The sequence below is a fragment of the Bacillus sp. EU63 genome, assembly GCF_038592915.1.
GTDB classification, from domain to species: Bacteria; Bacillota; Bacilli; order Bacillales; family Bacillaceae; genus Bacillus; species Bacillus velezensis.
Genome location: NZ_CP151944.1, coordinates 696,100 through 720,968, shown reverse-complemented (window position 1 = coordinate 720,968; position 24,869 = coordinate 696,100). Strand labels below are relative to the sequence as shown.

26 protein-coding genes and 1 pseudogene are annotated in these 24,869 nt (G+C 47.5%); 4 read left to right on the top strand and 23 right to left on the bottom strand.

The features are described 5' to 3' along the window. Positions 1–12 precede the first annotated feature (12 nt). The 7 genes from NYE38_RS03710 to NYE38_RS03680 form a co-directional block, all read right to left on the bottom strand. Positions 13–951 carry a putative nucleotide-diphospho-sugar transferase gene (locus tag NYE38_RS03710; RefSeq protein ID WP_014417153.1) on the bottom strand — a complete coding sequence of 313 codons (939 nt, stop codon included), beginning with the start codon at positions 949–951 and terminating at the stop codon, positions 13–15. A 15-nt stretch (positions 952–966) separates the two neighbouring features. Then, a complete protein-coding gene (locus NYE38_RS03705) occupies positions 967–2,127 on the bottom strand; it encodes a glycosyltransferase family 2 protein (RefSeq protein ID WP_237587060.1) in 1,161 nt (386 codons plus the stop codon). Between the two features lie 28 nt (positions 2,128–2,155). Then, complete coding sequence (locus tag NYE38_RS03700) at positions 2,156–3,067, bottom strand: putative nucleotide-diphospho-sugar transferase (RefSeq protein ID WP_257988825.1); 912 nt, start codon at positions 3,065–3,067, stop codon at positions 2,156–2,158. A gap of 24 nt (positions 3,068–3,091) precedes the next feature. Then, entirely contained in the window at positions 3,092–4,060 is a 969-nt protein-coding gene (locus NYE38_RS03695) for a GDP-mannose 4,6-dehydratase (protein ID WP_123117656.1), read from the bottom strand. A 6-nt stretch (positions 4,061–4,066) separates the two neighbouring features. Then, on the bottom strand, positions 4,067–4,831 hold the full coding sequence (gene rfbF / locus NYE38_RS03690) for a glucose-1-phosphate cytidylyltransferase (RefSeq protein WP_014417150.1): 765 nt from the start codon (positions 4,829–4,831) through the stop codon (positions 4,067–4,069). A 215-nt stretch (positions 4,832–5,046) separates the two neighbouring features. Continuing rightward, positions 5,047–6,975: an LTA synthase family protein gene (locus tag NYE38_RS03685; protein WP_014417149.1), complete on the bottom strand. Its 1,929-nt coding sequence runs from the start codon at positions 6,973–6,975 to the stop codon at positions 5,047–5,049. Between the two features lie 426 nt (positions 6,976–7,401). Continuing rightward, a complete protein-coding gene (locus tag NYE38_RS03680; RefSeq protein ID WP_340803121.1) occupies positions 7,402–10,584 on the bottom strand; it encodes a bifunctional cytochrome P450/NADPH--P450 reductase in 3,183 nt (1,060 codons plus the stop codon). 164 nt (positions 10,585–10,748) lie between these two features. Between NYE38_RS03680 and NYE38_RS03675 the strand changes: the two genes are divergently transcribed. Further along, on the top strand, positions 10,749–11,819 hold the full coding sequence (locus NYE38_RS03675; protein ID WP_017419072.1) for a DUF3900 domain-containing protein: 1,071 nt from the start codon (positions 10,749–10,751) through the stop codon (positions 11,817–11,819). A 36-nt stretch (positions 11,820–11,855) separates the two neighbouring features. Here NYE38_RS03675 and NYE38_RS03670 read toward each other — a convergent pair whose 3' ends face one another. Beyond that, complete coding sequence (locus tag NYE38_RS03670) at positions 11,856–12,977, bottom strand: FAD-dependent oxidoreductase (protein WP_017419071.1); 1,122 nt, start codon at positions 12,975–12,977, stop codon at positions 11,856–11,858. A 150-nt stretch (positions 12,978–13,127) separates the two neighbouring features. On the opposite strand from NYE38_RS03670, the gene NYE38_RS03665 reads away from it, so the two are divergent. Further along, positions 13,128–13,640: a MarR family transcriptional regulator gene (locus tag NYE38_RS03665; protein WP_017419070.1), complete on the top strand. Its 513-nt coding sequence runs from the start codon at positions 13,128–13,130 to the stop codon at positions 13,638–13,640. A gap of 38 nt (positions 13,641–13,678) precedes the next feature. Here the strand turns inward: NYE38_RS03665 and NYE38_RS03660 are convergent, their stop codons facing one another. The 8 genes and pseudogenes from NYE38_RS03660 to NYE38_RS03625 form a co-directional block, all read right to left on the bottom strand. Further along, positions 13,679–14,323 carry a Bax inhibitor-1/YccA family protein gene (locus tag NYE38_RS03660; RefSeq protein WP_007408941.1) on the bottom strand — a complete coding sequence of 215 codons (645 nt, stop codon included), beginning with the start codon at positions 14,321–14,323 and terminating at the stop codon, positions 13,679–13,681. A gap of 90 nt (positions 14,324–14,413) precedes the next feature. Further along, on the bottom strand, positions 14,414–14,716 hold the full coding sequence (locus NYE38_RS03655) for a hypothetical protein (protein ID WP_017419069.1): 303 nt from the start codon (positions 14,714–14,716) through the stop codon (positions 14,414–14,416). A 29-nt stretch (positions 14,717–14,745) separates the two neighbouring features. After that, positions 14,746–14,919, bottom strand: a complete 174-nt coding sequence (locus tag NYE38_RS03650) for a YezD family protein (RefSeq protein WP_003155693.1) — start codon at positions 14,917–14,919, stop codon at positions 14,746–14,748. Between the two features lie 118 nt (positions 14,920–15,037). Next, positions 15,038–16,108: a TOBE-like domain-containing protein gene (locus tag NYE38_RS03645; protein WP_021495152.1), complete on the bottom strand. Its 1,071-nt coding sequence runs from the start codon at positions 16,106–16,108 to the stop codon at positions 15,038–15,040. A 13-nt stretch (positions 16,109–16,121) separates the two neighbouring features. Beyond that, positions 16,122–16,985 carry a sulfate ABC transporter permease subunit CysW gene (gene cysW / locus NYE38_RS03640; RefSeq protein ID WP_100261635.1) on the bottom strand — a complete coding sequence of 288 codons (864 nt, stop codon included), beginning with the start codon at positions 16,983–16,985 and terminating at the stop codon, positions 16,122–16,124. A gap of 10 nt (positions 16,986–16,995) precedes the next feature. Continuing rightward, positions 16,996–17,832 (bottom strand): sulfate ABC transporter permease subunit CysT, encoded by an 837-nt coding sequence (gene cysT, locus NYE38_RS03635; RefSeq protein ID WP_252053084.1) that lies wholly within the window; start codon positions 17,830–17,832, stop codon positions 16,996–16,998. 15 nt (positions 17,833–17,847) lie between these two features. Beyond that, a pseudogene (locus NYE38_RS03630) lies at positions 17,848–18,865 on the bottom strand (sulfate ABC transporter substrate-binding protein). A 281-nt stretch (positions 18,866–19,146) separates the two neighbouring features. Beyond that, positions 19,147–20,013 (bottom strand): STAS domain-containing protein, encoded by an 867-nt coding sequence (locus tag NYE38_RS03625; RefSeq protein ID WP_014417142.1) that lies wholly within the window; start codon positions 20,011–20,013, stop codon positions 19,147–19,149. A 160-nt stretch (positions 20,014–20,173) separates the two neighbouring features. Between NYE38_RS03625 and NYE38_RS03620 the strand changes: the two genes are divergently transcribed. Together NYE38_RS03620 and hmoA are read left to right on the top strand one after the other, a co-directional pair. Beyond that, a complete protein-coding gene (locus tag NYE38_RS03620) occupies positions 20,174–20,536 on the top strand; it encodes a VOC family protein (RefSeq protein ID WP_007408938.1) in 363 nt (120 codons plus the stop codon). Positions 20,537–20,620: 84 nt separating this feature from the next. After that, the gene (gene hmoA, locus NYE38_RS03615) at positions 20,621–20,947 is read left to right on the top strand and encodes a heme-degrading oxygenase HmoA (RefSeq protein ID WP_003155696.1); all 327 of its coding nucleotides are present in this window, start codon (positions 20,621–20,623) and stop codon (positions 20,945–20,947) included. A gap of 32 nt (positions 20,948–20,979) precedes the next feature. Here hmoA and NYE38_RS03610 read toward each other — a convergent pair whose 3' ends face one another. From NYE38_RS03610 to ant(6), 7 genes are all read right to left on the bottom strand, one after another. Then, positions 20,980–21,669: a DUF421 domain-containing protein gene (locus NYE38_RS03610; RefSeq protein WP_017419063.1), complete on the bottom strand. Its 690-nt coding sequence runs from the start codon at positions 21,667–21,669 to the stop codon at positions 20,980–20,982. A 113-nt stretch (positions 21,670–21,782) separates the two neighbouring features. Continuing rightward, positions 21,783–22,061, bottom strand: a complete 279-nt coding sequence (locus NYE38_RS03605; RefSeq protein WP_017419062.1) for a YesK-like family protein — start codon at positions 22,059–22,061, stop codon at positions 21,783–21,785. Positions 22,062–22,091: 30 nt separating this feature from the next. Continuing rightward, complete coding sequence (locus NYE38_RS03600) at positions 22,092–22,625, bottom strand: GNAT family N-acetyltransferase (RefSeq protein WP_110085671.1); 534 nt, start codon at positions 22,623–22,625, stop codon at positions 22,092–22,094. A gap of 88 nt (positions 22,626–22,713) precedes the next feature. Further along, positions 22,714–23,283: a spore coat protein CotJC gene (gene cotJC, locus NYE38_RS03595; protein ID WP_003155700.1), complete on the bottom strand. Its 570-nt coding sequence runs from the start codon at positions 23,281–23,283 to the stop codon at positions 22,714–22,716. Between the two features lie 14 nt (positions 23,284–23,297). Beyond that, positions 23,298–23,561 (bottom strand): spore coat protein CotJB, encoded by a 264-nt coding sequence (gene cotJB / locus NYE38_RS03590; RefSeq protein ID WP_007408934.1) that lies wholly within the window; start codon positions 23,559–23,561, stop codon positions 23,298–23,300. Then, complete coding sequence (gene cotJA, locus NYE38_RS03585; RefSeq protein ID WP_003155704.1) at positions 23,545–23,793, bottom strand: spore coat-associated protein CotJA; 249 nt, start codon at positions 23,791–23,793, stop codon at positions 23,545–23,547. Before cotJA ends, cotJB begins: the two co-directional genes overlap by 17 nt. A 133-nt stretch (positions 23,794–23,926) precedes the next feature. Then, a complete protein-coding gene (gene ant(6) / locus NYE38_RS03580) occupies positions 23,927–24,796 on the bottom strand; it encodes an aminoglycoside 6-adenylyltransferase (RefSeq protein WP_017419060.1) in 870 nt (289 codons plus the stop codon). Positions 24,797–24,869: the final 73 nt, after the last annotated feature.

Below are 24,869 nucleotides of genomic sequence, written 5' to 3'. Positions count from 1 at the left end.
AAGGCAGGGATTTTATGTTTCAACCGTATAAAAATGAGTGTCAGGAACCGCATATTTCGGAATAAACCCGTCTCTGAAATCGGGAAATGCTTTTTGAATTTCATCAATCCATTTTTTCACGTTTTTGATGTACGGCACGTAAATCATATTGACTGTCGCCTCGTCATCAATGTGATAGTACCAGCACAGATTGAATTCGTTCTCCGTGACGAGCGTAAAGCCTGAAAAATGATAAAATATCAGCGGGGTGTCATTGACATACACAGCCCCGTCACGCAGGCTGACGTCATATTGCTCAATATTCCAAAGCGCCGCATTCGCGCCGATCGACTCCGTGACATGAACGTGTTCAAACTGCGCGGGCCACTTTTCAACATACCTTTGGTCACCGTATGTCTTTTTTTCTTCATTCATCTCCACCGTACAATAGGAGATGCAATCCTGTCTCCACTGCCAGACCGCCCGATACGCTTCCCCGGTATTCCGCGCGCCGACAAACCCGGTGTTGTACTGCCCCGTCAGCTTGTAATAAGACGCAAACCGTTCTGAATTGCGGTGATCCGTCAGAAAAAGGGAAGCATCCGGCTTTTCCGCAAACAGCTCGCCCGCATCTGAGAAGAAAAAGAGATCGGTGTCCAAGTGGGCAAAATATTCAGCTTCATCATACTCTGTCATCACATGGAACAGAAATGCCGGCTTCAGCGTCCAGCAATATTCATGAAACGTCCGGCCGCCCTTTGCTTCAAGCAGCTCCGGGTCCTCCATTTCATGGAGCTGAACCGCCGTGACATGTTCCCACGGCACCTGCTGAAGCAGTTCATACGCTTTCTGATCGACACACAGCACATACAGATGAAAATCCCGGCAATGCTCATGGAGAGAATGAATCATCGGCATCAGTTTAAAGATATGCGTTCTGGAAACAATGGTTGAAAAATGATATTTACTCATCATATCACATCCAATTTATTTAAGATCCACATGCAGTAAATCAGCAGCCAGCGCTTTGAACGCCCTTGCAAAGTGCGTGACGCCCAGCTTTTTTTCCGCTTTTGCCAAAAGCTTTCCGACCTCCGGCAGATTGAAGCTGTTCGCCGTGATCCGCGGGCTTTTCGTCTTCCAGTCCGGGTCGAGGTTGCGGTCTTTAACCGCGTGCAGCAGTTCGAGAAAAATGTGCAGCAGGCTTTCATATTTCTCATAATCAAGCAGCACTTCGATGTCTGCCATCATGCTGTTGGTTAACTCCGCGTCAAACGGGCCGTTAAACGCGAGGTGCACGTCAAGCGAATGAATGTCATTGTACTTGTCGCACATGTACGCGATGTTCGCCCTGATGTCATCAACGGAAGCGCAGTTGCTCGGATGCTCCTGATGGACGCTCATGATATCGCGCCGCAGCTGAAATCTCATCCCCGACTGATGAAGCCTGATGCCGAGATCATAATCTTCAAAGCCGTATCTGACAATGCCTTCATCAAACAGGCCGAGATCTGCCACGTGCTGTCTCTTAACTGACGAATTGTTCGTAATGAAAAAACGCCACGGCAGACGGTAGCCGTTCAAATCATCTCCGTATTTTTCCAAAATGCTTTTCAGCACACGGATAAAGTCGGTATCTAAATCAAAGCATTGGTCGAGAAAACTTCCGTCTCTGATGTCACTTTCATCAAGGAGCGCCTCTTTATCGCCCGGCAGCTCTTCATACAGTTCGGCTAGTTTTTCCTTATGCTCTTTTTCAAAACGGTCATAATAAAAGCTGTAAATCCGCTTCCAGAACATACCGCATACGACAAGATCGTCCCGGTTCTCATGAGCCTTGATATGCTTCGCCACCAAATCCTTTTCGGCAAGCATGTCGCTGTCATGGAAAATCAAAATATCGCCTCTGGCATTGCGGACCGCCTGATTCCGGCCGTAAGCGATCCCTCTGTTTTCTTTAATTCTTACAAAAATCAGCGGAAAATTCGCGCTGAATGATTCAAGCATGGATAAGGTTCCGTCTTCCGAACCGTTGTCAGCCACAATCACTTCGAACGGCTCTGTGCATTCCTGTTCATTCAAAGACAGCAGGCTGTTATAAAGCCTCTCCTTGGAATTATATGCGGGAACAATGACGCTTGCCTTCACTTTTCGTTCACTTCCTGTATATGATCATTTATTTGTTATCATCCTCAGATGCAAAGCCGCTGAACTCCGGGCAGACGGCGCTGACCGTCCCGATCACCCGCTTCAGAATGTCCTGATAAAGCTGATGGACAAACGGCAGGTCGGACCGGTCCGTCTCATGAATCTGCCGAATGTCGCCGGCTGTGACGATCCGGTATCCGCTGAAATGATAGAAAATCAGCGGACTTCCGTCTTCGAGCACAAGACGCCCGTCCTTCCATGAAAACGTGTGGCGGCCGTAATTCCAATGGCCGATATTCACGCCGGGCGTGGTGATGTCACACACATTCGGGAACAGGCCGGACATGTAATCCAAGTAGCCTTGATCTCCGAATTTTCCTTCGCCCGGCGCATTTTTGCATTCTTCCAGGCAGCGTTCTTTCCACCCTCTGAGACAATCTGTGCCGGCACTGTCGGTTTTGAAGCTGAGAAAACCGGAATTATACCGGCCTAAAAGACGCTGCAGCATGTCGATTTCCTGTTTTTCAAATGAGGGAATGACGATATCGCCCCGTGACAGAAGCACCGAACAATCCGGCTGATTGTCAAAAATCGCGCGCGGATCAGCGAAGAAAAACAAATCGGCATCAATGTACGTGACACGTTCTAATTCCGGATGTCCGTCCAGCACGAATTCGAGAAATACCGGCTTCACCGTCCAGCAGTATTCGCTCTGATCCCTCGTCCGCTTCAGTTCAAGGAGCTCCTCATTTTCCAGTGCGGACACCTGAATCAAGGTGACATTATCCGGCCGCATTGCCTGAAGCACGTCATAGGTGTCTTGATCCATACACAAAGTAAAAATGGGGGCGTCCGCCTGAACCGCTTTCAATGAGCCGAACAAAGCGATGGCCTGATACAGCCTTCCTTTTGATAAAACTGTGCAATATGCGCTTGTCACGTCTTTCTCTCACCTCTGTTTCTGTTACTTTTGAAAAAAGGCTTTATACCATTCGATCGTTTTTTCCAATCCTTCATCAATGGTATGCGCGGGCGTCCAATTCAGAAGCTTCCTCGCCTTTTCCGCCGATAAATATTGGTGCTTGATTTCATGGCTTCCCTGGTTGAGCACTTTCGGCTTGAGGTCACTGTCCATGGCCTTAAGAATTTTTTCTACAAGCTCCAGCACCGTCAGCTGAATCTCATTGCTGAAGTTGAACGCTTCTCCCGCAAGATTGAGCTCCTCCATCTTTTCCGCCAGCAAAAGGTATGCCTCGACCGCATCCTCGATGTAAAAATAATCACGGATAAATGTGCCGTCGCTGCGGATTTCCGGCGCTTCACCGTTCAGCACGAGCTGAATCGTCTGCGGAATAATCCGGTTGAAGTTCAAATCTCCGCCGCCGTACAAGTTGCCGCAGCGCGTAATACAGACCGGAAGTCCGTACGTATTAAAATATGTGTGGCTTAACAAATCGGCACAGCTTTTTGATACGTCATACGGATGTTTGCCCTGAAGAGGCATGTTTTCATCGTACGGCAGTACCGGCTGGTCGCCGTACGCTTTATCACTGGACGCGACGATCACCCGCTTGATGAGCGGATGCCTGCGGCACGCTTCAAGGATGTTCCATGTGCCGAGAATATTGGCTTCAAATGTGGAAATCGGATTGCGGTTTGCCACGCCGACGATCGCCTGAGCGGCTAAATGAAAGACCGTGTCAATTTCATATTCGCCCAGCGCCCGCTCAATCACATCCAGATCTTCAAGCGCGCCCTGCACGATATTCATTTGCTTCACTTGTTCTCCCTGATACAGGTTCGACTTGGGCACAGTGTCACGGACAAGTCCCGTCACATTAGCCCCCTGATCGATCAGTTCCTTCACCAGGCAGCTTCCTAAAAGACCTGTACATCCCGTCACAAACACATTTTTATTTTTCCAGAAACTCAAACTTGATCACCATACCTTCCATACATGTTGTCCCCGGTCCCACATCTTGTTGATTTCCAGCAGGTTTTTATACGTATCGATCGCCGTCCAGAAACCGTAATGCCGGTATACCGCCAATTCGCCGTCCTTCGCCAGCTCCTTCAGCGGTTCTTCTTCAAACATGACGTCCCTGTCTTTCGGCAGATAATCAAATACCTTCGGGCTGAGCACGAAAAATCCGCCGTTGATGATGCCTTCACTTGAGGTTTTTTCAGAAAAGCTTTTCGCCATACCGTCTTCAACCGTCAGCGTTCCGAATTGCGAGGTCTTTTCTATACCGGTGACGGTTGCCGCAGCCCCTTTTGATTGATGATAGCTGATCAGATGAAACAGGTTGATGTTGGCCAGTCCGTCCCCGTACGTCATAAGAAAGGTTTCATCACCGATGATGTCCTTCGCCTGTAAAAGCCGCCCCGCTGTCTGCGTGTGTTCCCCCGTGTCTAAAAAAGTGATTTTCCACGGCTCGGATTTTCCCAATATCCGCACTTCTCCGGTAGAGCTGTCCAGCGTCATGCTGTGATTCTTCCAGTCATAATCTAAGAAATATTCCTTAATCATCTCTCCTTTGAAACCAAGAAGCAGGATAAATTCGTTCACGCCATAGTATTGATAGAGTTTCATAATATGCCATAGAATCGGTTTGCCGCCTATCATGGCGAGCGGTTTGGGACGTTCATTGGTGATTTCGCTCATTCTCGTTCCTTTTCCGCCGCAGAGAATGACTGCTTTCATCTCTACCCCTCTTCTCTGTGAATATTGGATTCGAAACCGCCCGTATAAGAGAAACCAACCCGATAATTTGTCCGATTCTCTATCACCGGTTTCAAAATCTACTGTAAGATATGAGAGATTGGCGCCCTTTGTGACCAAAAGCTCTCTCTTTTTTCAGATTGGTGAAGATACACACAAAAAAAGAGCCTTACGGAAATTCCGTAAGGCTCTTTCTATTATTTATTATCCTGATTCAGCTTTTCTTTGCCGTAATGATATTTAGACGGATCAACCGGCGTAAAGTCGCTCAATTTGTGGAATCTGAGCAGGTCTTTGTACATCACGCTGTCAGACAGCTTCAGCTGCTCTGTGACTCTGGCTTTCAGGTTTTTCGTTTCCTGATTGCCTTTCAGTTCTTTTCCTGTCTTCGTATCGTATACGACATTGGAGATGGAAGTATATTTCGGCGTGACGTAATCTCCGTTACGGAACGCCACCGTATCATCATGGTCTTTCGAGAAGAGATCGGTGCCGAAATTAATATATTTCCTAGAATCGATGCCTTCCAAGTGAAGGATCGTCGGCACAACGTCCATTTCACCGCCGTACGTATGGTTCACCCCGCCTTTTTTGCCGGGGATGCGAATCATAAGCGGCACACGCTGATTCTGCGCGTTTTGATAAGGCGTAATTTCTTTGCCGAGAATTTCTTTCATCGCGCGGTTATGGTTTTCAGAGATTCCGTAGTGGTCTCCGTAAAGCATAATCACCGAGTTGTCATATAAACCGGATGACTTCAGATCTTTAAAGAACTGTTCAAGCGCCTCGTCGAGATAACGCGCCGTCTGGAAATAGTCATCCACAGTCGCGTCGCCCGTTTTCGCTTTTTCGATCGTTGCGTCTTTTTCATCAAGCGTAAACGGATAATGGTTCGTCAGCGTGAGCAAATGCGCATAGAACGGCTGTTTCAGCGATTGAAGCTTCGGAATGGATTCTTTGAAGAATGGTTTATCCTTCAGCCCCAAATTGACAAGGTTGTCATCAGACATATCGTATGTGCTGGCGTCAAAGAATTTATCGTAGCCGATATGTTTGTATATCTGGTCACGGTTCCAGAATGATTTGTAGTCACCGTGTAAAACGGCGCTTGTATAGCCCTCACTTTGGTTAAGGATGGCAGGAAGCGATTGATACGTGTTTTCCCCTTTTGTCACGAAGGCTGACCCTTCAGGCAGTCCGAACAGGCTGTTATCCATCATCAGCTCGGCGTCAGATGTTTTACCTTGGCCTGTTTGGTGGAAAAAGTTATCAAAGTACGTCATGTCCTCTCCGCCGCGGGCGAGTTTATTCAGGAACGGCGTGACTTCTTTTCCGTCAAGTTTGTAGTTGATCAAAAACGTTTGGAAACTTTCCAAGTGAATCTTAATAATGTTTTTGCCTTTGGCCTTGCCGAAATACTCGGCGTTCGGCTTCGCATAATGCGAGGATGTGTAGTTTTCAACGCTCGTCAGGTCATCGCTGCTGGCATATGCCCGCTGTGATTCCGTCTGCGCCGTCTGCACGCCGTCATAAATCGTGTAATTATAAAGGCCTAAGTATTTTACAATGTAATTGCGGTCAAACGTTCTTGTCAGCAGCTCCGGGCGGTCCTCTTCGGCAATCGCCAGGTTCACGAAGAACAAAACAATACCCGTCACGATAATTAATGACGTATACCGTTTTTTCAGCTTGAATTCCTTCAGCTCACGTCTCCACACCAGAAGCGCGATTAAAATAATAATATCAACAAAGTATAAAATATCATGGCCGGACATAATGCTGAAGATGCCGTCTCCCATATTTCCGACATTACCGGATTGCTTTAAGTTCGGGAATGTCAAGAAATCATCGAAGAATCGATAGAATAGGATATTTGCATACAAAATAAACGTCATGATGAAATCAATAATCACCATGATAATCGCTGATTTGCGGCCTTTCGCAAACAATGCCAGTCCTAAAAAGAAAATGGCGCTTGAGAACGGATTGATCACAAGCAGAAACTGCTGCGTCGGACCCTTCACCCCAAGGTTGAATTCAGCATGATAGGCTAAATACGTTTTGGCCCAAAACAAAATAATAGCCAGTACAAAAAAACTAAGTCTGTAAGAAAATAATTTCTTCATGGCAACCTCTACTTTCCTAAACACTTTAAATCTGTATTCTTACTTTTTGCTTCAATTCCTGCTTTCCGAGCAAAACGAAAGCATCACACAGCCCCATAAACACACCATTTTTAAAAACGATATATTTATCATTCGTGTCATGCCCATTGAACATCTTATCCCGCCAGCCATTAGACGCAGGATATCCGTTCTTCGTTTCACATTTTTTTCTGGCATTAAAAGGTACCGTATCAGACCCGGTCTGAAAATAGGAGATACCAAATATAAGAATAACACAAACTTCTAAAAACGAAAAATGAATATCAAAGACAGCCGCCCAACAGGCGGGCTGAAGTTATTGTATGCAAAGGGGTTGAAAAACTTGAAGGTTTTTTTGGCTGATGTAAAAAAAGGACTGGAGTCATCCAGTCCTTTTCATCAAATCGGTCAAATCCCGGCCCAAACATCTTTTGCGTAAATGCCTTTTGTCTGGAGGTCCAAAAGCCATTCTTGCGCTTGCCGTTCGTCTGTTTCGTGGACCGACTGATACGCTTTTTGCAGCGTTGCCTCTACATCGGGCGCCATTTTGCTGCCGTCGCCGCATACGTAGAGGTGCCCTCCCCGGCCGAGGATGGAAATTAAAGCGCCGGCGTCTTTCGCCATTAAGTGCTGCACATACGTTTTCGGTACGCCTTCTTTGCGGGAGAAAGCCGTATGAAGCGTCACGATTCCGTCTTTTTCATAAGCTTCAAGCTCGTCACGGTAAATAAAATCATGATCGTTTCTGCATCCGAAATACAAATGAGCCTCCCCCAGCTCTTTTCCTTCTTTTTTTAACGCCGCCCGGGCCTGCAGAAATCCGCGGAACGGGGCGACTCCTGTGCCGGGACCGACCATAATAATCGGTTTTTCCGGATCTTCTGGCAGCCGGAATCGTGTTTCCGGAGTGCGGACAAACATCACGATACCATCCTCAGGGCCGCGATCCGCTAAATAATTCGAAGCGACTCCGCGATACTCACCCAAACCGCTCCGGGCGGGACCGCGAACGACGCCGACGGTAATTGAGGCCTGCCCGGGATGTTCCCGAGGCGAACTTGAAATCGAATAATACCGCGGCTTCAACGGGCGCAAAAGCTCCAGAAATCGCTCAAACGGAAGTTCACACTCTTCATATTTTTCAAGGAGATCGAGCATCGAGACGCGCAATGTTAAGATTTTCTCCTGATAGACGCCCTCCTCAAGAAAATCTTCCAATTCCCGTTTGTGCGGCGGGCAGACCGTATAAGCGGCCATTTCCCGGATTTGAGCCCTTGATGCCGCTTCCTGCAATTCGACACAGCTGCTCAGAAGATCATGCAGCCTAACCGGCCGATCGAGCGGGAGATGAGCCGCGCTCTGTCCGCTGGCCGTCAGCAGCACTTGATCATTCCCATTCAGATTGAACCGGCGGAGAACACGGCTGACCTGCTCTTTACTGTTTACCGGCAGCACGCCGAGATGATCCCCTTCATGATAGGCAGCCTCTTTCGGCAGAGTGATTTCGATATGCCTTGTGCTCCGGCCGCTTTCCGGCGCCTGAAGTTCCCTGTTTTCCGCAACGGATGCGTAAACCGCTTCATACGTCTGTGCCAAAGGAGACCCGCCAAGCCCGCTGACAAATTGAAGGCCCAGCGCACTCCGCTCTTTTTCAGCATTTTCATTCAGCTTGAGACCGAATGCCTTCATGGCGTCCGTCCACATGCTTTTTTTCCACTCATCAAGCTTTCCTTCAAAATCGCCGCTGACGTCCCCTTCGCCTCGGGAGGAAAAGCGTTCCGCCCCTTTTTCGGCAAGCTTCTCATCAATAAGCCTCGGCACGGCCTGATATGTCGCCGCCCAGTTATGATCACCGCAGCCGAAGACGGCATATCGGACGCCTTCCAGTTCCCCGGGTTTGACTTCTTCAAGCCATTGAACGAATTGTCCCGCGTTGCTCGGAGGCTTTCCGTTATAAGAGGACGTAATGATCAAGAGAGCTCCTTCTTTCGGCAGTTTTCCGATCCGGTCATTTAAAGGCGCCGTTTCAGTCCGGACGCCGTGCATCCCGGCAGTATCGGCAAGCTCCCGCGCCACGCCTTCTGCGGTTCCCGTATCTGAGCCGTACAGAATCAGAAGCGGTCGGTTATCAAGCCCGATAATGGATGCGCCTTTTGTTTCCCGTTTTTCTTTTTCGACGTCTCCCGCCGCTTTTTCAGCCGCCGGGAGGGCTGCCGCAACGGCTCCTTTGTTTCTCGGCCGCACCCGGATATGAAAGTCGCCGGGCTTGATCGTTAGCGTCTGTTTAATATCGAGCTCATAATCGGTGTGATCGATAAAGGTAAAATGCTGCAGAATCATCCCCAGAACAAGAGTTGCTTCATGCAGGGCGAACTGCATACCGATACACGCCCTCTGACCGTTTCCGAACGGCTTGTACGCATGATGAGGCACTTGATCAGGATGTTCAAACCGCTCCGGATAAAATTCCTCCGCATTGTCTCCCCACGCGTCTTTATCACGGTGAAGCTGGGGAATTAAGACGGAAATTCTGTCTTTCGGCGTGATCGGATATTTCCCGCCGATCACCGTATCCTCTTTCGCATAAAGGCTGAACGCAGGCGCGGTCGGCCATAAGCGCAATGACTCCTGCAAAATCATTCGGATAAAAGTAAGATCCAGCACTTGTTTATATGAAGGAACGGGATCGGTCAAAACCCGATCGGCTTCTTCATAGGCTTTTTCCAAAACACGGGGATGTTTCAGCAGAAAGTAGATGGCAAAGGAAAGCAGGCCGCTGGTCGTTTCATGGCCGGCAATTAAAAACGTAATGATTTGAAACCGGATATTTTCATCATCAAGTTTTTCGCCCGTTTCCGGGTCTTCCACATTCAGCATTCTGGCCAGCAGATCCTTTTCATCCCGGCCGCCTGACCGGCGCTCTGCGATAATACTGTCTACTAACGAAAACATCGCCTGAATGTCATGATGAAATTGGCGTTTCGTCCTGATCATAAGCTTATCCTGAACATCAAGGCGCTGCATTTGGTGCATCGCTTCATCAAGGGCGCGCACCATGCTGTTGATAAACGGATGAGGCGTTTCCCTGTAATAGCTGTTAAACCGATAGTTAAAGCCGCAAAGCCCGATCGTATCGAGCGTCAGGCGGGTCATATCAGCAGGCACATCAACGGCCTCATCCGGGTTCAGCCTAGCCCATTTTTGAATCAGCTGCACCGCGATATCAGTCATCATCGAATGATAATCTTTCATCGCGCGCTGGCTGAAGGTCGGCATCAGAATATTATGCGCCTTTCGCCAGTTAGGCTCATGCGTCCAGCTTGTAAACAGCCCGTCACCGGAAAACGCCCGGACTTTCTCTAAAGCCCCTTCAATGCTTTTATCGAACCGCTCTTCATCACAAACCTCTTTCACCAGTTCATGGCCGGACACGACGATAATGGCGCCCGCCGGCGTATGCAGCTGAAAAATAGGCCCCTGCTCGTTTGCCAGTTTGATAAGCGACATTGTAGGCTTGTCTTTATCAAGCAAAGGAAGATTGCCGAGCGGGCCGAATGTCTTCGGCTGCGGAATCGGACCTGTTTCCTTCATGAATAACACCCTTTCTAACACGTTGATGCGTTCCTTCCAACTACATTGCCCTTTTCACCGGCCGATTATCCGCCGTCACGGATCAATCATCGGATTGACGATCGATAACGGTTTTTTCTATACTGGAGAGGCTTGTTAAATACAGAAATAAGGTGAGTTCACATATGGATTTTGAAATCAAGTTTTTATCGTTTTATGTCATTCAAGTGGAAGGAAAAGACGAACAGGCAAACAAACAGTTCAAACATTTCCAGACCCTTGACACGGAAGAATTTGAAAAAAGCGAGCTGAAGGATTTTCTTGACGGGGAATTGAAGAAAATCGTCAAACGGAAAGCCGAACGGCATCCGCAATCCGAGCAGGTCCCCACAAAAATCGGCCATTTTATCACGGAGCCGGGCCATGAGCTTGATTCAAATCCGAATTACAACCTTTTCAACCGCGCCAGACTTGCGGATACGAAGGAAGCATTTATCGAAGCAAGCGAGCAGTTCGTCCGCACTTACCTTGACACGAGCGCCGTGCGCGGCGGTGTTTTTATCGTGGCATCGGCCGTTCCGCGCAAGTATTTTGAAGACAAATTCGTCTTTATGATGAAATGCGATTTCGAGCCGAAGGTCGCCCGCATCTCAGACGCCTCGTCTCTCATTAAAAAGGTCGAAATGGCCATCACGACAAAAAACATGAAAAGCATTCAATATCCGTATATGCCGGAAGAAGGCATGACGGAAGAGCATGAGCTGAAAATCCACCAGGCCTCGCACGCCCGTTATTTCGAAGATTTTCTCAAATTTGTCGAATACGGCGAATCGATGCCGGAAATCATGAAAAGCCAAGTCATGAACATGGTGCAGGAGCACGTGTATGAAACTTTTGAAGAAAACAGCGAAGAGCTTCAGCAGTTTGAGCACGACATTGAAATTTGGGAAGCGAGTGAAAAGCGGGAAATTCAGGAGCGCCTCGACACCCATCAAGTCATCGAGGCATCCGCGCAGATCATTGAACACACGCCGGAAGCCGAGCTGAAAATGAAAGTCGGAGAAACAGAGATTAAAGGATTACTGGCTGATTTCGGCGAATCCATCCATCTCGCAAAAGTGAACGGGCGCTATGTCGCGCTCATTGAGGCGGAGACGATCTCGTTTGAAAAAGGCAGTTCGCCGGTGGAGTTTCACAAGCCTGAGGGGCTGCATGAGGTGATTGAGCGGATACGGAATAAATCTGAACAAGACTGACAAAAGTCCAGACGCCATGTTCTGGACTTTCTTTATTTAATAAGGCTCTTTGAGCAATCGATAGCATTCACTGATGATGTCTTGGACGCCGGGCGTTCCCTTTATCTCGCGGCGGACGATTTCAGATGAGAGATTCTGCACCTGTAATGCCCGCTCCGCCCGTCTTTCGAAGTATGCTTGACATGCAGTTTCATGGTTTTCGTGTTTTTGCAGTTCTTCACTAAGCACAATCGCATCTTCAATCGCCATCGCCGCTCCCTGGGCCAATGTCGGCGCTCCTGCATGGACGGCATCCCCGCCCAGAACGACGCGGCCTCTGTGCCACGGTTCTTTGACCGCCATCTGCTCAATCTTATGAAACAAAACGGGATATTCCTTTGACATATTCTCTGTCACAAACTTTACTCCCGGAAATCCGTGCAGCAAGTCTTTCACCCTTTCAAAACGCGTGTCCTCGTCATCCCTGAAGTCAGCGTCATACGGCCGGATGATAAATACGTATCCTGTTTTTTCAGAGAGCGGCACGACTCCGACCTGCGTCTGCCCCTTTTTATACATCAGTGTTGAATCATGAAAAACCGGCTCGGGAAAAGAAATGTAAAATCTGTGCGCTCCCATGCCGAGATACTCTGTTTTCACTTCTCTTTGCAGCATTTGATTGCGGACAGCGGAGCGGATGCCGTCAAAGCCGGCGAGGATGTCAGCCGTCATCGCGGTTCCGTCTGCACAATGCACCGTTATGTCATCTGCTGTTTCTTCGTAAGACACGACTTTTTTACCGAGAAGAATCGTGACCCCCGCCGCTTCAGCATGCTTTTTGAGGATATCGTTTAACGTTTGCCGCAATATATTATTCCGCCCCGGCAATGAATCATCTAAAAACGCCTCACTCACTTTAAACTGCAGCGTTCCGTTTTCATCATGCTGCTTCAGCCATTCCGTTTGAAAGCCGTGTTGGCAGCATTCATCATACACACCGATTTCCCGCAGCACCCGCAGCGCATTTTGAGGCTGGAGAATGCCCGCTCCGCTTTTTCGCATGCCGGACGCCGCCTCGCAAAGGATCACTTCAAAACCCGCTCTGCCGAGAGAAATCGCTGCGGACAGACCGCCGATCCCTCCGCCCGCTATGATGATCTTTTTCACTTCATGGTTCATCCCGATACCGCCTTCTCTATTTATTTATCATTCATTAACTATTAGCCACCTTACTATATAGGCTGAAAAACTGTCAATCTTTATAGGTTGCCTTTTGAATCCGGCAAGCTTATACTTTGAATCACTAAAATGGTACGGAGGCTTACAAAAATGGAGTTGAGACATTTGCCGGATTACTCGCAGATTGCCGGACGCGCTGAGATTTACGCCGATATGGATGCTGAATCCTTGAAAACATTTTTGACGTTATTTGATATGTCTAAAAAAATGAATCAGGTCATGGAGCATTATTTCTCAAGTCACGGATTGTCCGAAGGGAAATTCAAAATTTTAATGTTTCTGTTTGACGCACCCGGCCACAGCCTGAGCCCGACGGAACTGGCGAAAAAATCCAATGTCACCAAAGCGACCATCACCGGGTTGATCGACGGACTCGCACGGGACGGCTTTGTAAACCGCAGCCGGCATACCGGCGACAGACGAAAAATCAGCATCGAACTCACAAAAGAAGGAAAAGAAAAGCTGATGCTGTTTCTTCCCGGCCACTTCTCCAATATTTCAGGAGTCATGGAAAGCTTCACCGCTGAACAAAAAGCGGAATTGACAAAAATGCTTGAAGTATTATTTGATAAGCTTCTGCTGTTTTCCGGCGGCAGAATATAAAAAGGCGCCCCTCTCAGCAGGGCGCCTTTTTCGCGCGGTTAATCATCACTGTTTAAAATCCCGAAAAACCGAAGCAGGTTGATAAACAGGTTAATAAAGTCGATATAAAGCGTCAATGCCATCAAAGGAATCAGGTCAGCCGTGATGTCCCGGTGCTTGATCTGGTTCAGATCGTATAAGATATACATTGAAAACACAATCGTTCCGATGACGGAATACGCCATCATGGCGGCGGAATTCAGCGGGCTGAAAATATTAAAGATCCCCACTGCGAGAAGCGCGATAACAGCGACAAGCAAGAAGGACCATAAAAACGACAAGTCCTTTTTCGTCTTAGCGCCAATCGTGCCGAGCACCGCAAAAATCACAAACGAAGAACCGAATGCCTCCAATACAACATAGGCCCCCGCTGCGGACGCATAATGGCTGATAATCGGAAACAGCGTCATTCCGGAAATGAAAGCGAATGAAAACACAAACACATATCCGACGGCTTTTTTTCGGCGCAGCCAAAACGCGGCGATGATCATGACGACCTCTAAGACCGACAGCGGCAGCATCAATGCCGGCGGAATGAACTGGCCCGTATACAGGCCGATTGTCGCAACTAACAGTGTAAACACAAATACCGTTATAATGCGCTGCATAATAGATTGTTTGCTCTCATAAGCAGCAGTTTGCATGTCAAAAGTCCTCCCAAAAAATGATCGTGATAGGTCTATTATAAATAAAATGGGAGAAATTTGTATGATTTTAAGAAGATTTTAAGGATGTCAGGCCTGACGTTTTGCTGCGCACTCCTGCATATCCATGAAATCATGCAGTTTTTTCGTCAAACCGCCGTGCCCGAATCGGATTTTCCCCTTCTTCCCCGGCGTTTTCGCGAAATCGAGGAATGCCAGCACATAAAGACGCCTGACGGGAATCGGAATGACGCCCGCATCATAAAACCAGCCGTCAATTGTATTGAGCACGCCTTTGTTAATGCCGTATTGCTTCGTGCACCAATGCAGAAAGCGCACTTCGGGCAGGTGCAGATACCGGCTCTCCCGGAAAGGAACAGTTGAATGCTTCATATGTACCGCCTCCTGTCATTGGCTGTTTTTTAAGATTGTTTTACTTCTTTGCTCTTCAGGGAAAATCGATATTTCTCCACCTTATCAATTTGTGTCACTTGGGAATTATGAACCGTAATCTGAACTGTCCCGAAATCGAGCGTTTCCAGCGCGCTGATAATCTTTTCGATCACATGCGGATCTACGTTTCCTTTGGACGTCATCATGCTCCCCCTTTATGTCTGGCCGTTCGTCTTTTGACAATGAGCGTTTTAATTCATACTATTCTGATAAGAAATATATAATTATACTATTATGTTTTCATTCAGAAATCAATAACATTTACACAATTTTTGGATATGTTTTCTTTGCGAAAACTTTCACTTCCTTCGCTTTGACATAAACCGTGTCACCGACGCCCGCCCCCAAGGCGTCATATTGCTCTTTTGAGAGCTCAATCTCCAAGTGCTGGCCTGTGTCGGTACGGACGGCTTCCAATCTGACGGACGGTCCGATGGCGCGAATATGAGCCGCCCTTGCTTCAAATGAATGCAGACCGGACGGTTTTTTTTCTACGGTAAAATGGTGTGGCCTCACATAAGCGATCCCCTTATCCTGATCAGCATGCCCGACAGGTATTGCCGCGTTTCCGGTGATCAGCTTTCCTTCCTCCACTCTTCCTTCAAATACGTTGACACTGCCGAGAAAGTCGTACACAAACGGATTTGCGGGGTGATCATACACCTCCTGCGGCGTTCCGATCTGTTCAATCGCACCTTCATTCATAATAACGATGCGGTCGGCCACATCAAGCGCTTCTTCCTGGTCGTGAGTGACGAAAATACTTGTCATGCCGAATTCATCATGAAGCCGTCTGAGCCATTGTCTTAACTCTTTTCTTACTTTGGCGTCAAGCGCGCCGAACGGTTCATCCAACAGCAGAATGTTCGGTTCTACGGCCAAGGCGCGTGCGAGGGCGGCTCTTTGTCTTTGTCCGCCTGACAGCTGCGAGGGATAGCGCTTTTCATAAGGTTCCAGTTTCACAAGCGCCAGAAGCTCTCTCACTCTTTCGGCAATTTCCTTTTTGGCGGGACGCTGCTTTCGCGGACGGACTTTTAATCCGTAGGCGACATTTTCAAAAATCGTCATCTTGCTGAATAACGCATAGTGCTGAAACACAAAACCGACATGTCTGCTTTTCACATGCGTATCCGTCACATCTTGTTTTCCGAACAGGACACGTCCCCCATCCGCCTGCTCAAGACCGGCAATGACTCTCAATAATGATGTTTTGCCTGAGCCTGACGGACCGAGAAGCGCAACCAGCTCGCCATTATTGACGTGAAGATTGATATCCCGCAATGCCTGATAGTTTCCGTAATGCTTAGAAATACTGTCGATCGTAATCTCCATAATGACTCCTTCCTCATCCGGCTTTGACAGAACGATAACCGGCTTTCCATTCAATGATGTTTTTCAAAAACAGTGTCGCAATCGCAAAAACCGACATGACGGAGGCCGCCGCAAAAGCGGCCGTAAACTGATATTCGTTGTACAAAATTTCGATATGAAGCGGGAGCGTGTTGGTAACACCCCTGATATGACCGGAAACGACTGATACGGCGCCGAATTCGCCGATTGTCCGGGCCGCGCTCAAAATCACGCCGTAGATCAGCCCCCATTTGATATTAGGAAGAGTGACATGCCAAAACGTTCTCCAGCCTCCCGCGCCTAGCGTGACGGAGGCTTCTTCTTCAGCATTTCCTAAGCTTTGCATAAGCGGTATTAATTCCCGGGCGATGAAAGGGAGCGTCACAAACAAGGATGCAAGCACGATTCCCGGGACAGCGAATACGATTTTTATCTGGTGATCAAGTAAAAATGGACCAAGCCAGCCGTGAAGCCCGAACAAAAGGACAAAGATTAAGCCCGCGATTACCGGAGACACGGCAAACGGCAGATCAATCAGTGTCATAAACAGACTTTTCCCCCTGAATTCATATTTGGTCACAGCCCACGCCGCGGCGACGCCGAACAGCGTATTCAGCGGAACCGTGATGAAAACGACGAGGAGCGTCAATTTCATCGCGGCAAGGGAATCCGGATGCGTGACAAAGAGGATATATGCTTCCGCTCCCTTTTTAAAAGCTTCAATAAATATGAATGCAAGCGGCATGATTAAAAATATGGACAAAAAGAGCAGGACCGCTGAGATCAGCACCCATTTCACAACGGGTGATTCCCGCATCTCCCGCTTTGGCACGGCTGTTTTCGCTGTTTCCATCTGCATGGCATATCCCCTACCTTCCTGCGTATTTTCTCGCGGTGAGCCATTGCAATCCATTGATGACGAATAAAATAAAGAATGTGATGACAAGCATGACTGCCGCAACAGCCGTTGCCCCGGCATAATCGTATTGCTCTAATTTCGTCATAATGATCAGCGGGGAAATCTCGGTTTTAAACGGCATATTGCCCGCGATAAAAACGACAGAACCATACTCCCCGAGGGCGCGGGCAAAAGATAATGCGAAACCCGATATAATAGAAGGAAAAAGCTCCGGCAGAATGACCTTTTGGAAAGTTTTCCATTTCGAAGCTCCAAGTGAAGCAGATGCTTCTTCCGTTTCCTTTTGGAGATTTTCTAAGACGGGCTGAACCATCCTGACGACAAAAGGCAGCCCGATAAACGTCAATGCGATAACAATGCCGATCGGCGTAAAGGAAATACGGAAAGGAAACAGCTGTCCGATCCAGCCGTCCGGTGAATACATTGCCGTTAATGTAATGCCTACGACGGCGGTCGGCAGCGCAAACGGCAGATCAACCAGGCCGTCAGCCAGCCTTTTCCCCGGAAAGTCATATCTCGTCAGCACCCAGGCGATGACAACGCCGAAAACCGCATTGATCAAAGCGGCGCAGCCCGCCGTCAAGAAGCTCAGCCGATAGGAAGCCGCGGCCCTCGGCTCAGAAATGATATGCCAGACGTCCCCGGGCCCCATTGACATCGTATGAAAAAACACCATGGACAGCGGCACGATAACCAAAACGGCCATATATAAAAATGTAAATCCCATCGTTAATCCGAAACCCGGAATCACGGACGGTTTTGTTTTTTTGAAAAGTAACGTTCTCATACTCGTTTCCTCTTTCTATTTCTCATAGATGCTGTCAAAGGTTCCGCCGTCATTGAAATGGGTTTCCTGCGCTTTTTTCCAGCCGCCGAATTCCTTTTCGACCGTCACCGTTTTAATCTGCGGGAATTGTTTTTTATACTTTTTCAGAAGCTCTTTATCGCGGGGCCGGTAAAAATTCTTCGCGGCGATCTCCTGCCCTTTTTTGCTGTAGAGATAGGATAAATATGCTTCAGCCGCTTTTTTTGTTCCTTTTTTATCCGCCGTTTTGTCGACGACACTCAGCCAGAATGCTGATTGAAGGATTGACAATCTCAAATTTCTCCTTGCCGAATTCCTTCAGTGTGAGATAGGCCTCATTTTCCCAGGCGATCAGCACATCCCCCATCCCTCTTTCTGTAAAACTGGTCGTGGCTCCGCGCGCCCCTGAATCAAGCACTTCCACATTGCCGTAGAGGTCTTTCATAAACTGTTTGATTTTCGTGTCGTCATGATGATACGTTTCATCCGCATATGCCCATGCCGCTAAATAGTTCCATCTGGCTCCGCCCGATGTTTTCGGGTTGGGCGTAATGACCGAAACGTCCTTTTTCACCAAGTCAGCCCAATCATTGATGTGCTTCGGATTCCCTTTTCTGACTAAGAATACGATGGTTGACGTGTAAGGAGTTGATTGATCCGGCAGACGTGACTGCCAGTTTTGATCAATGAGTCGCGCTTTTTCTGCTATCGAATCAATGTCATAACCTAAAGCAAGCGTTACGACATCAGCGTCAAGTCCGTCTATTACGGATCTGGCCTGCTTCCCCGAACCTCCGTGCGACTGCTGAACGGTTACATCTTGACCCGTTTTCTTTTTCCAATAGGAAGAAAAGGCCTGATTATACTCTTTATACAGCTCCCGGGTCGGATCATACGATACATTCAGCATCTGAACGGTCTTTCCGTCTGATGACGCGCTGCCGGACTCAGATTGACAGGCTGACAGCGCCCCTGCCAATAAGATCAATACTAAAAATGCCGCTGTTTTTTTCATGTGCCTGATTTCTCCTCTCTTTTTCCGCATAAAAAAAGGCATATTATCCCCTTTCAAAAAAGGGAAATAATATGCCTTCAGTTGACTGATGGGCAATTATACCGGTATCAGATTTGGGCAGAACGGCCAGCTTTCGTTTGTGTACGATCAGCTATTTGTGCCGGTTCGATGTGTATAAGAATAATTCAAACTATCCCTAGCTGTCAACTAATTTTTAGACTATTTAAATTGTTTTCCGCTGACAAAAAAAGCGCTCCGCCTCTGGCCGGAGCACCTTTTTTCTATGCTTTTGCTTCCTCGATCACACATGTGACACCCATGCTGGCGAGCGCCTGCTCCAGGGAGCCGTAAGTTTGATACTCTGAAAAATCAAGCCCTAATTGGATAGAAGTCTGTGCCACATCAGGCCGAATGCCGGAAAACACGGTTCTGATGCCGAGGAGAAATAACGTTTTCGACAGCATATACAATTGCTGCGCCACCATCGTATCGACAATGGGCACACCGGACAGATCGATCACAAGGTTTGTGATCCGTTTGGCGACACAGTTTTCCGGCACCGTCTCCAAAATCACGCGCGCCCGTCTCGTATCAATCGATCCGATGAGCGGCAGAGTGCCGATCGTATCCGCGATCAAAATAACCGGACAGCTCAATTCGGAAATAAGCTCCTGCTGAGATGACAGCCTTGCGATCATTAATGTCTGAAACTGTTCAGTAAAATCCGTCATCAGCTGATCGAACGAGCTGTTGACAAGGTGATTCCAGCGGCGGGCATCCTCGTTTGTTACGATGTCCTGATGCTCATCCATAAAACGGGTGACCGCCTCCCAAAAGACGGTTCTTGAATTGCCGATCGCCTCAACGACCTCATGAACCTCCGCGTCCTGCTCCACTCTGCTTTTCGCTACCTGTGCGGCCCATTTTTCTTTGTTATGCTGAAAAACGGCCGGATCTTCCAAAAAAGCGCTTGCGATGACCGTGTTTGTAAAGGTATGCTGCTCGATCAGCAGCCGTTTCATTTCCTCACTTAATTGATCCGCAGAATAAAAACGCCCTCTCAGCTTCCGTCTCAGCTTGAGCCATTTTTCCGTCAGCTCTGCCGAATGTGTAATAATATAATCATGAAGTAACTGGTCTTTGTTCACTGCCGTCTCCTCTTTCAAGAATATGTACTTTTGTCTAAATTATAAATCGGAATCGCCGATCGCACTAGAGAAATTAAAAAAACCGGCACATTAAAGCTTTTGATTGCTTTTTTTGGCAGGAGGATACACTATAAAAGAAATGAAACAGGAGGTCAGTATGATGATCAAAAAAATCGCGACAGTCGCCGTATACACTGATGATCAGCAAAAAGCGAAAACATTCTGGACGGAAAAAGCGGGGTTTGAAACCGTCGCCGAGCATCCGATGGGCCCGGGCGCCTTCTGGCTTGAGGTAGCGCCCAAAGGAGCCGCCACTCATTTGGTTATTTATCCGAAATCGATGATGAAAGGCGCCGAGCATATGAAGGCTTCTATCGTATTTGAGTGTGAAGATGTCTTTGCCGCATACGAACAAATGAAAAAGAACGGCATCACCTTTTTAGATGAACCGAAACAAATGGAATGGGGCAGCTTCGTGCAATTTAAAGATGAGGATGGTCATGTCTTTCTCCTGAAATCGTAATCCGCCAGGCATCTCAATTGACTTTGAGAATCATTTTCATTTAAAATATTGGATAAAGCGTGAAAATGATTGGAGAGATGCCAGATGTTCGTGCAAATCAGAAAAATGACCGTAAAAGAAGGACATGCCGACAAAGTAATCGAACGCTTCAGTTCAGAAGGCGTGATTGAAAAGCAGGAAGGTTTGATAGACGTAACGGTCCTGGAAAAAAAAGTCCGCCGCGGTGATGAAGAAGTCGTCGTGTTAATCCGCTGGGAGTCAGAAGATCATTGGAAACAATGGGAAAAAAGCGAAGACCACATCGCGGCCCACAAAGCAAACCAAGGCAAGCCGAAACCTGATTATATGCTTGGGACGGATGTCGGTATGTATCATGTCAGAGCCGTTAAAACAGGCGTACACGAAAAATAATAAAGAGCATTTGCCCCAGGGCAATGCTCTTTTTATTTTTTCTCCTCATACGGCAGGACAAACAGCGGTTTATCGGGCTTCCATTCCGCATACAGCACGTCCTCCGTTTTTTTGATGTTCAGCTTTTTCAGCTCCTGATTCAGCTGCTTTTCTTCCAGCCCGGCTTCTTTCAGATTTTCATACAGCACTTCGCCGTCAATAATCAGCGTGACCGGCAAAGAGACCTGCTTCGGCTTTATTTGCATGTCGCCGTTTTTCGTCGTATCATATTGAAATTTCGGCAGGACGCTGACCATCCCGTTTGTTTCTAAAATCGCGTACTCCGCTTCCTGTATGGAAAAGCAATTCGCCTGTCTGAGAAGGCTTTGCAATTGATTAATGTCCAGCTTATTCTTTTTCAGCACATCATATTTCAGTTTTCCTTTATGTATGATAATACTCGGCTCGCCTTCCAACAGCTTTCTGGTGCTTTTTACTTTCTGCGTAATCAGTTCGATGAGATAAATTAAAACTCCCCATAACAGAGAAGCAAAAATGATTTCAATAATCCTGACGTTTTTATCATACACCGCATTTCCGACCAGTTCGCCGAGGATGAGCGCAGAAATAAAATCAAACGGCGTAATTTGCGAGAATTGAGTTTTTCCAAGCAATTTTAAAATCACAAATAAAATACCCAAACCGCATACTAACTCCCAAGCCACTGTAAGTAAATGTCCCATATTCGCACCTTCTTCTTAAAAGTCATTACCATTATGGACATTCGCCTGTTTTCTATACAGCGGCCGGCAACACACAAAAAAACGCAGCCGAGGCCGCGTTTTTTCACTTCTGCTTACTGTTTTTGATTCGATCTGACGACCCGTAAACACACCTCAGCGGCATAACCGGCGGCCGCTCCGGAACCCGCAAACATCGCGGCAAGCCCCAAGCCCATTCCTTCCCAGCCGCCGACACCGAAAATGCTGTAAACAACCGTACCGAAAGCAGTCAGGCCCAGCACCGCCAAAAGGCACTCAGGCCACATCTTTTTCGGCCATTTCTTACGGAGCACAGCCGATACGGCAAAGTTAAGACAAAATGCGGCCAGACAGATCAGATAAAAAAACCCCATGTCTTTTGCACCTCCGTCATGAGGAGCTTTTTATTTGCTCATCTTTTTTTCAAACAAATGATAACCCGGCGCGAGTCCTTTTGATTCGTACCCCATTCCGCTGTAAAACGACTGAAGCGCCTTGTTTTCGGACACGCAATCGAGCCGGATTTTCGTTTTTCCCGGACAAGACACACCCGTCTCCGCCCAAGTCATGATTGTCCGGCCGAGCCTCTCGCCTGCAAACCGCCTGTTAATCGCCAGCCGGTGGAGATATACGGACTCCTCATGTCCTTCATCGCCCCAAAGACGTCTGTCCCACCCGCTTGCTTCGGGAAGCAGCATGACGACGCCGGCCAGCTCTTCATTCTGCCTGAATAAAAAAACATACCCTTTGGCGATCGCCTCCCGCATATTGTGGGTATCTTCCCCTTGCAGAAGGCCGCTCCACTGGTTCGACCCTTTATCGCGAAGCCATTCTGCCGCTTGCACGAGCAGATCCATGACCTCTTTTTCATCATCCTTCCGGGCGGGGGTGACCCGGAATGCCCCCGCCTTCTCCTCCGTGATCGTAAATGGTGTCATAAAAGCCTCCTGTAATCAGAATATTCGACACCTTTATTATAGACCAAACGCAGAAAGGAAAAAAACAGCCGTCATGTTTGAGGGCCGTTTAAAAAATTTTCTTCTTATCACGTTCTTCTTTTAAAATCTCAACCGCTTCCCTGAAACGCATAGAGTGGACGATTTCACGCTCACGCAGAAAACGGAGTGAATCATTCAGGTCAGGATCATCGGAAATATCAATAATCCATTGATACGTCGCTCTCGCCTTTTCTTCAGCCGCAATATCCTCATATAAATCAGCGATCGGATCTCCCTTCGCCTGTATGTAAGACGCTGTGAACGGAACTCCGGCCGCATTGTGATAAAACAGCGCGCTGTCATGGTTGACGTAATGATCACTGAGCCCTGCATCACGCAGCTGCTCCGGGGTCGCATCTTTTGTCAGCTTATAAATCATCGTCGCAATCATTTCTAAATGCGCAAACTCCTCCGTGCCGATATCCGTCAGCAGGCCGATCACCTTGTCAGGAATCGTGTAGCGCTGGTTTAAGTACCGGAGCGCTGCGGCCAATTCGCCGTCCGCCCCGCCGTATTGTTCAATGAGAAACTTAGCCAGCATCGGGTTGCATGTACTCACTTTAACCGGATACTGCAGCTTTTTTTCATATACCCACATTTACAGATCCCTCCTTATACTTGCCATGGCCAAGGACCGCGGCCCCAGTCCCATTGAGCGCCGACCTGACTCACGCCGAATTGCAGAAGCGGTCCGTACTCAGGCTCAAACCGCTTTCTCAGCTGTCTTGAGTACCGGGAATATTCATGAAACTGCTGAAGCGCGAGACGGTCATGGGGATGTGTATCCAGATAAAGCGTCAGCTCCACCAAGACAAAGTCCGCCGCCTGGATTTGTTCCAGCAGCCGATAGTATTCATCATCAATCTTTTTCGCCATATTCGATTCCCCCCCGATAAGGATTATCATAGAAATCGTAAAGATCCTTCCAAAGGGTCCCTTTTCTCAATGCCTCCATCGGGGAAAACTGCTCCAAGTGATACGGCTGAAACCGCATATAAAGATGCGGCGGCGTTCTGTAATATTTTCTCCCGATCGGCGGGCAGGGATCAAACCGGCTGTGGAAGGGTTTATAGGATTTGACCGGTGTAAACGGCTGATTTTCTTTCATTACGATCCTCCTTTCCTAAACACATGACCTTAATAGGTATGAATCCGTATCGGCATTTATGCCCTGTAAGAAAATAAAAAAGCCCGTTAAAAACGGACTCAATGTAACTCATCTGGAATTTGAAGTAAAAAAATCATAATGAAAAATCTGATTGAAAGCGCTGATAATGTTTCAATGTATATTCCGTAATTTGTTGATCATATTCAGGATATTCATATCTCAATAAAACAGCCACTGACTTTGAATATGCTCTGAAGAGACCTTGGCAGTCAAACAATGCCTTCCACACGCTTTCATAAGTATTGCCGACATAAGTATTCAGCAGGATTTCCCAATCTTTCGCATTCATGTAATGTTGAATATACTTATAATTCTTCCCTACACTTAATGAAAACTGATTCTCTATCCCGATATTCCACGCAATCATACGCAAAACATTAGGCCTTAAAATGTCATTCATATGATCCAGCGCAAACAGTATTTCTTTACGCATTAATCCTTTAATCACATAGGTTGAAACCATCCAAAATTCATTACAGCAATCATCAAACTCTCGGGGAGTCGGTTTCTTTATATGATATTGTTCATCACTCGCAATAATCTTATGGTTGATTCGGTCATCCTTGTCTAATACTATTTCCGCCAAACCATCACTCTGTGTAAAATAATCCTCTGTTTGACTCAGAGGGATCAAAGTTAAGTCGATTTTATGATGATCTTTAAATAGCATTAGATAGGAGAACCAGTCTCCGAGTTCCGGAGGGAAAAGTTCCATATCTTCAGGTTTTTGCATCATCATTCTTTCGCCAAACTGATCCAGCCAGCTGTCGTCAGATGTGAAGGAGTCCATATCGGTCACAAAATAAGAAATATCATAGTCTTGAAATCTGTCTCTCGGTACATTTTTATTGGTTCTTGATCCCTCTAAAGTGACAAGACGGATTCTCTCGTCCTTCATCGCAATATCAAGAATCAATTTCATCATTTCGTCTTCACTTCTCACATGTAAAACCTCCCGATAAAGAGATTTTTACAGATCATGCTTTTCAGTTTATAAACAACAGAAAGAAAAGGTT

Excerpts from the sequence above, each read along its gene's own strand:
- NYE38_RS03620 (WP_007408938.1), top strand. The coding sequence starts at position 20,174 with ATGATCAAAAAAATCGCGACAGTCGCCGTATACACTGATGATCAGCAA.
- cotJC (WP_003155700.1), bottom strand. The coding sequence starts at position 23,283 with ATGTGGGTATATGAAAAAAAGCTGCAGTATCCGGTTAAAGTGAGTACA.
- cotJA (WP_003155704.1), bottom strand. The coding sequence starts at position 23,793 with ATGAAAGAAAATCAGCCGTTTACACCGGTCAAATCCTATAAACCCTTC.
- rfbF (WP_014417150.1), bottom strand. The coding sequence starts at position 4,831 with ATGAAAGCAGTCATTCTCTGCGGCGGAAAAGGAACGAGAATGAGCGAA.
- NYE38_RS03610 (WP_017419063.1), bottom strand. The coding sequence starts at position 21,669 with ATGGGACATTTACTTACAGTGGCTTGGGAGTTAGTATGCGGTTTGGGT.
- NYE38_RS03660 (WP_007408941.1), bottom strand. The coding sequence starts at position 14,323 with ATGCAAACTGCTGCTTATGAGAGCAAACAATCTATTATGCAGCGCATT.
- NYE38_RS03645 (WP_021495152.1), bottom strand. The coding sequence starts at position 16,108 with ATGGAGATTACGATCGACAGTATTTCTAAGCATTACGGAAACTATCAG.
- NYE38_RS03665 (WP_017419070.1), top strand. The coding sequence starts at position 13,128 with ATGGAGTTGAGACATTTGCCGGATTACTCGCAGATTGCCGGACGCGCT.
- cotJB (WP_007408934.1), bottom strand. The coding sequence starts at position 23,561 with ATGGCGAAAAAGATTGATGATGAATACTATCGGCTGCTGGAACAAATC.
- NYE38_RS03605 (WP_017419062.1), bottom strand. The coding sequence starts at position 22,061 with ATGGGGTTTTTTTATCTGATCTGTCTGGCCGCATTTTGTCTTAACTTT.
- NYE38_RS03675 (WP_017419072.1), top strand. The coding sequence starts at position 10,749 with ATGGATTTTGAAATCAAGTTTTTATCGTTTTATGTCATTCAAGTGGAA.
- NYE38_RS03655 (WP_017419069.1), bottom strand. The coding sequence starts at position 14,716 with ATGAAGCATTCAACTGTTCCTTTCCGGGAGAGCCGGTATCTGCACCTG.
- NYE38_RS03680 (WP_340803121.1), bottom strand. The coding sequence starts at position 10,584 with ATGAAGGAAACAGGTCCGATTCCGCAGCCGAAGACATTCGGCCCGCTC.
- cysT (WP_252053084.1), bottom strand. The coding sequence starts at position 17,832 with ATGAGAACGTTACTTTTCAAAAAAACAAAACCGTCCGTGATTCCGGGT.
- NYE38_RS03710 (WP_014417153.1), bottom strand. The coding sequence starts at position 951 with ATGAGTAAATATCATTTTTCAACCATTGTTTCCAGAACGCATATCTTT.
- NYE38_RS03650 (WP_003155693.1), bottom strand. The coding sequence starts at position 14,919 with ATGACGTCCAAAGGAAACGTAGATCCGCATGTGATCGAAAAGATTATC.
- hmoA (WP_003155696.1), top strand. The coding sequence starts at position 20,621 with ATGTTCGTGCAAATCAGAAAAATGACCGTAAAAGAAGGACATGCCGAC.
- NYE38_RS03685 (WP_014417149.1), bottom strand. The coding sequence starts at position 6,975 with ATGAAGAAATTATTTTCTTACAGACTTAGTTTTTTTGTACTGGCTATT.
- NYE38_RS03670 (WP_017419071.1), bottom strand. The coding sequence starts at position 12,977 with ATGAACCATGAAGTGAAAAAGATCATCATAGCGGGCGGAGGGATCGGC.
- cysW (WP_100261635.1), bottom strand. The coding sequence starts at position 16,985 with ATGCAGATGGAAACAGCGAAAACAGCCGTGCCAAAGCGGGAGATGCGG.
- NYE38_RS03600 (WP_110085671.1), bottom strand. The coding sequence starts at position 22,625 with ATGACACCATTTACGATCACGGAGGAGAAGGCGGGGGCATTCCGGGTC.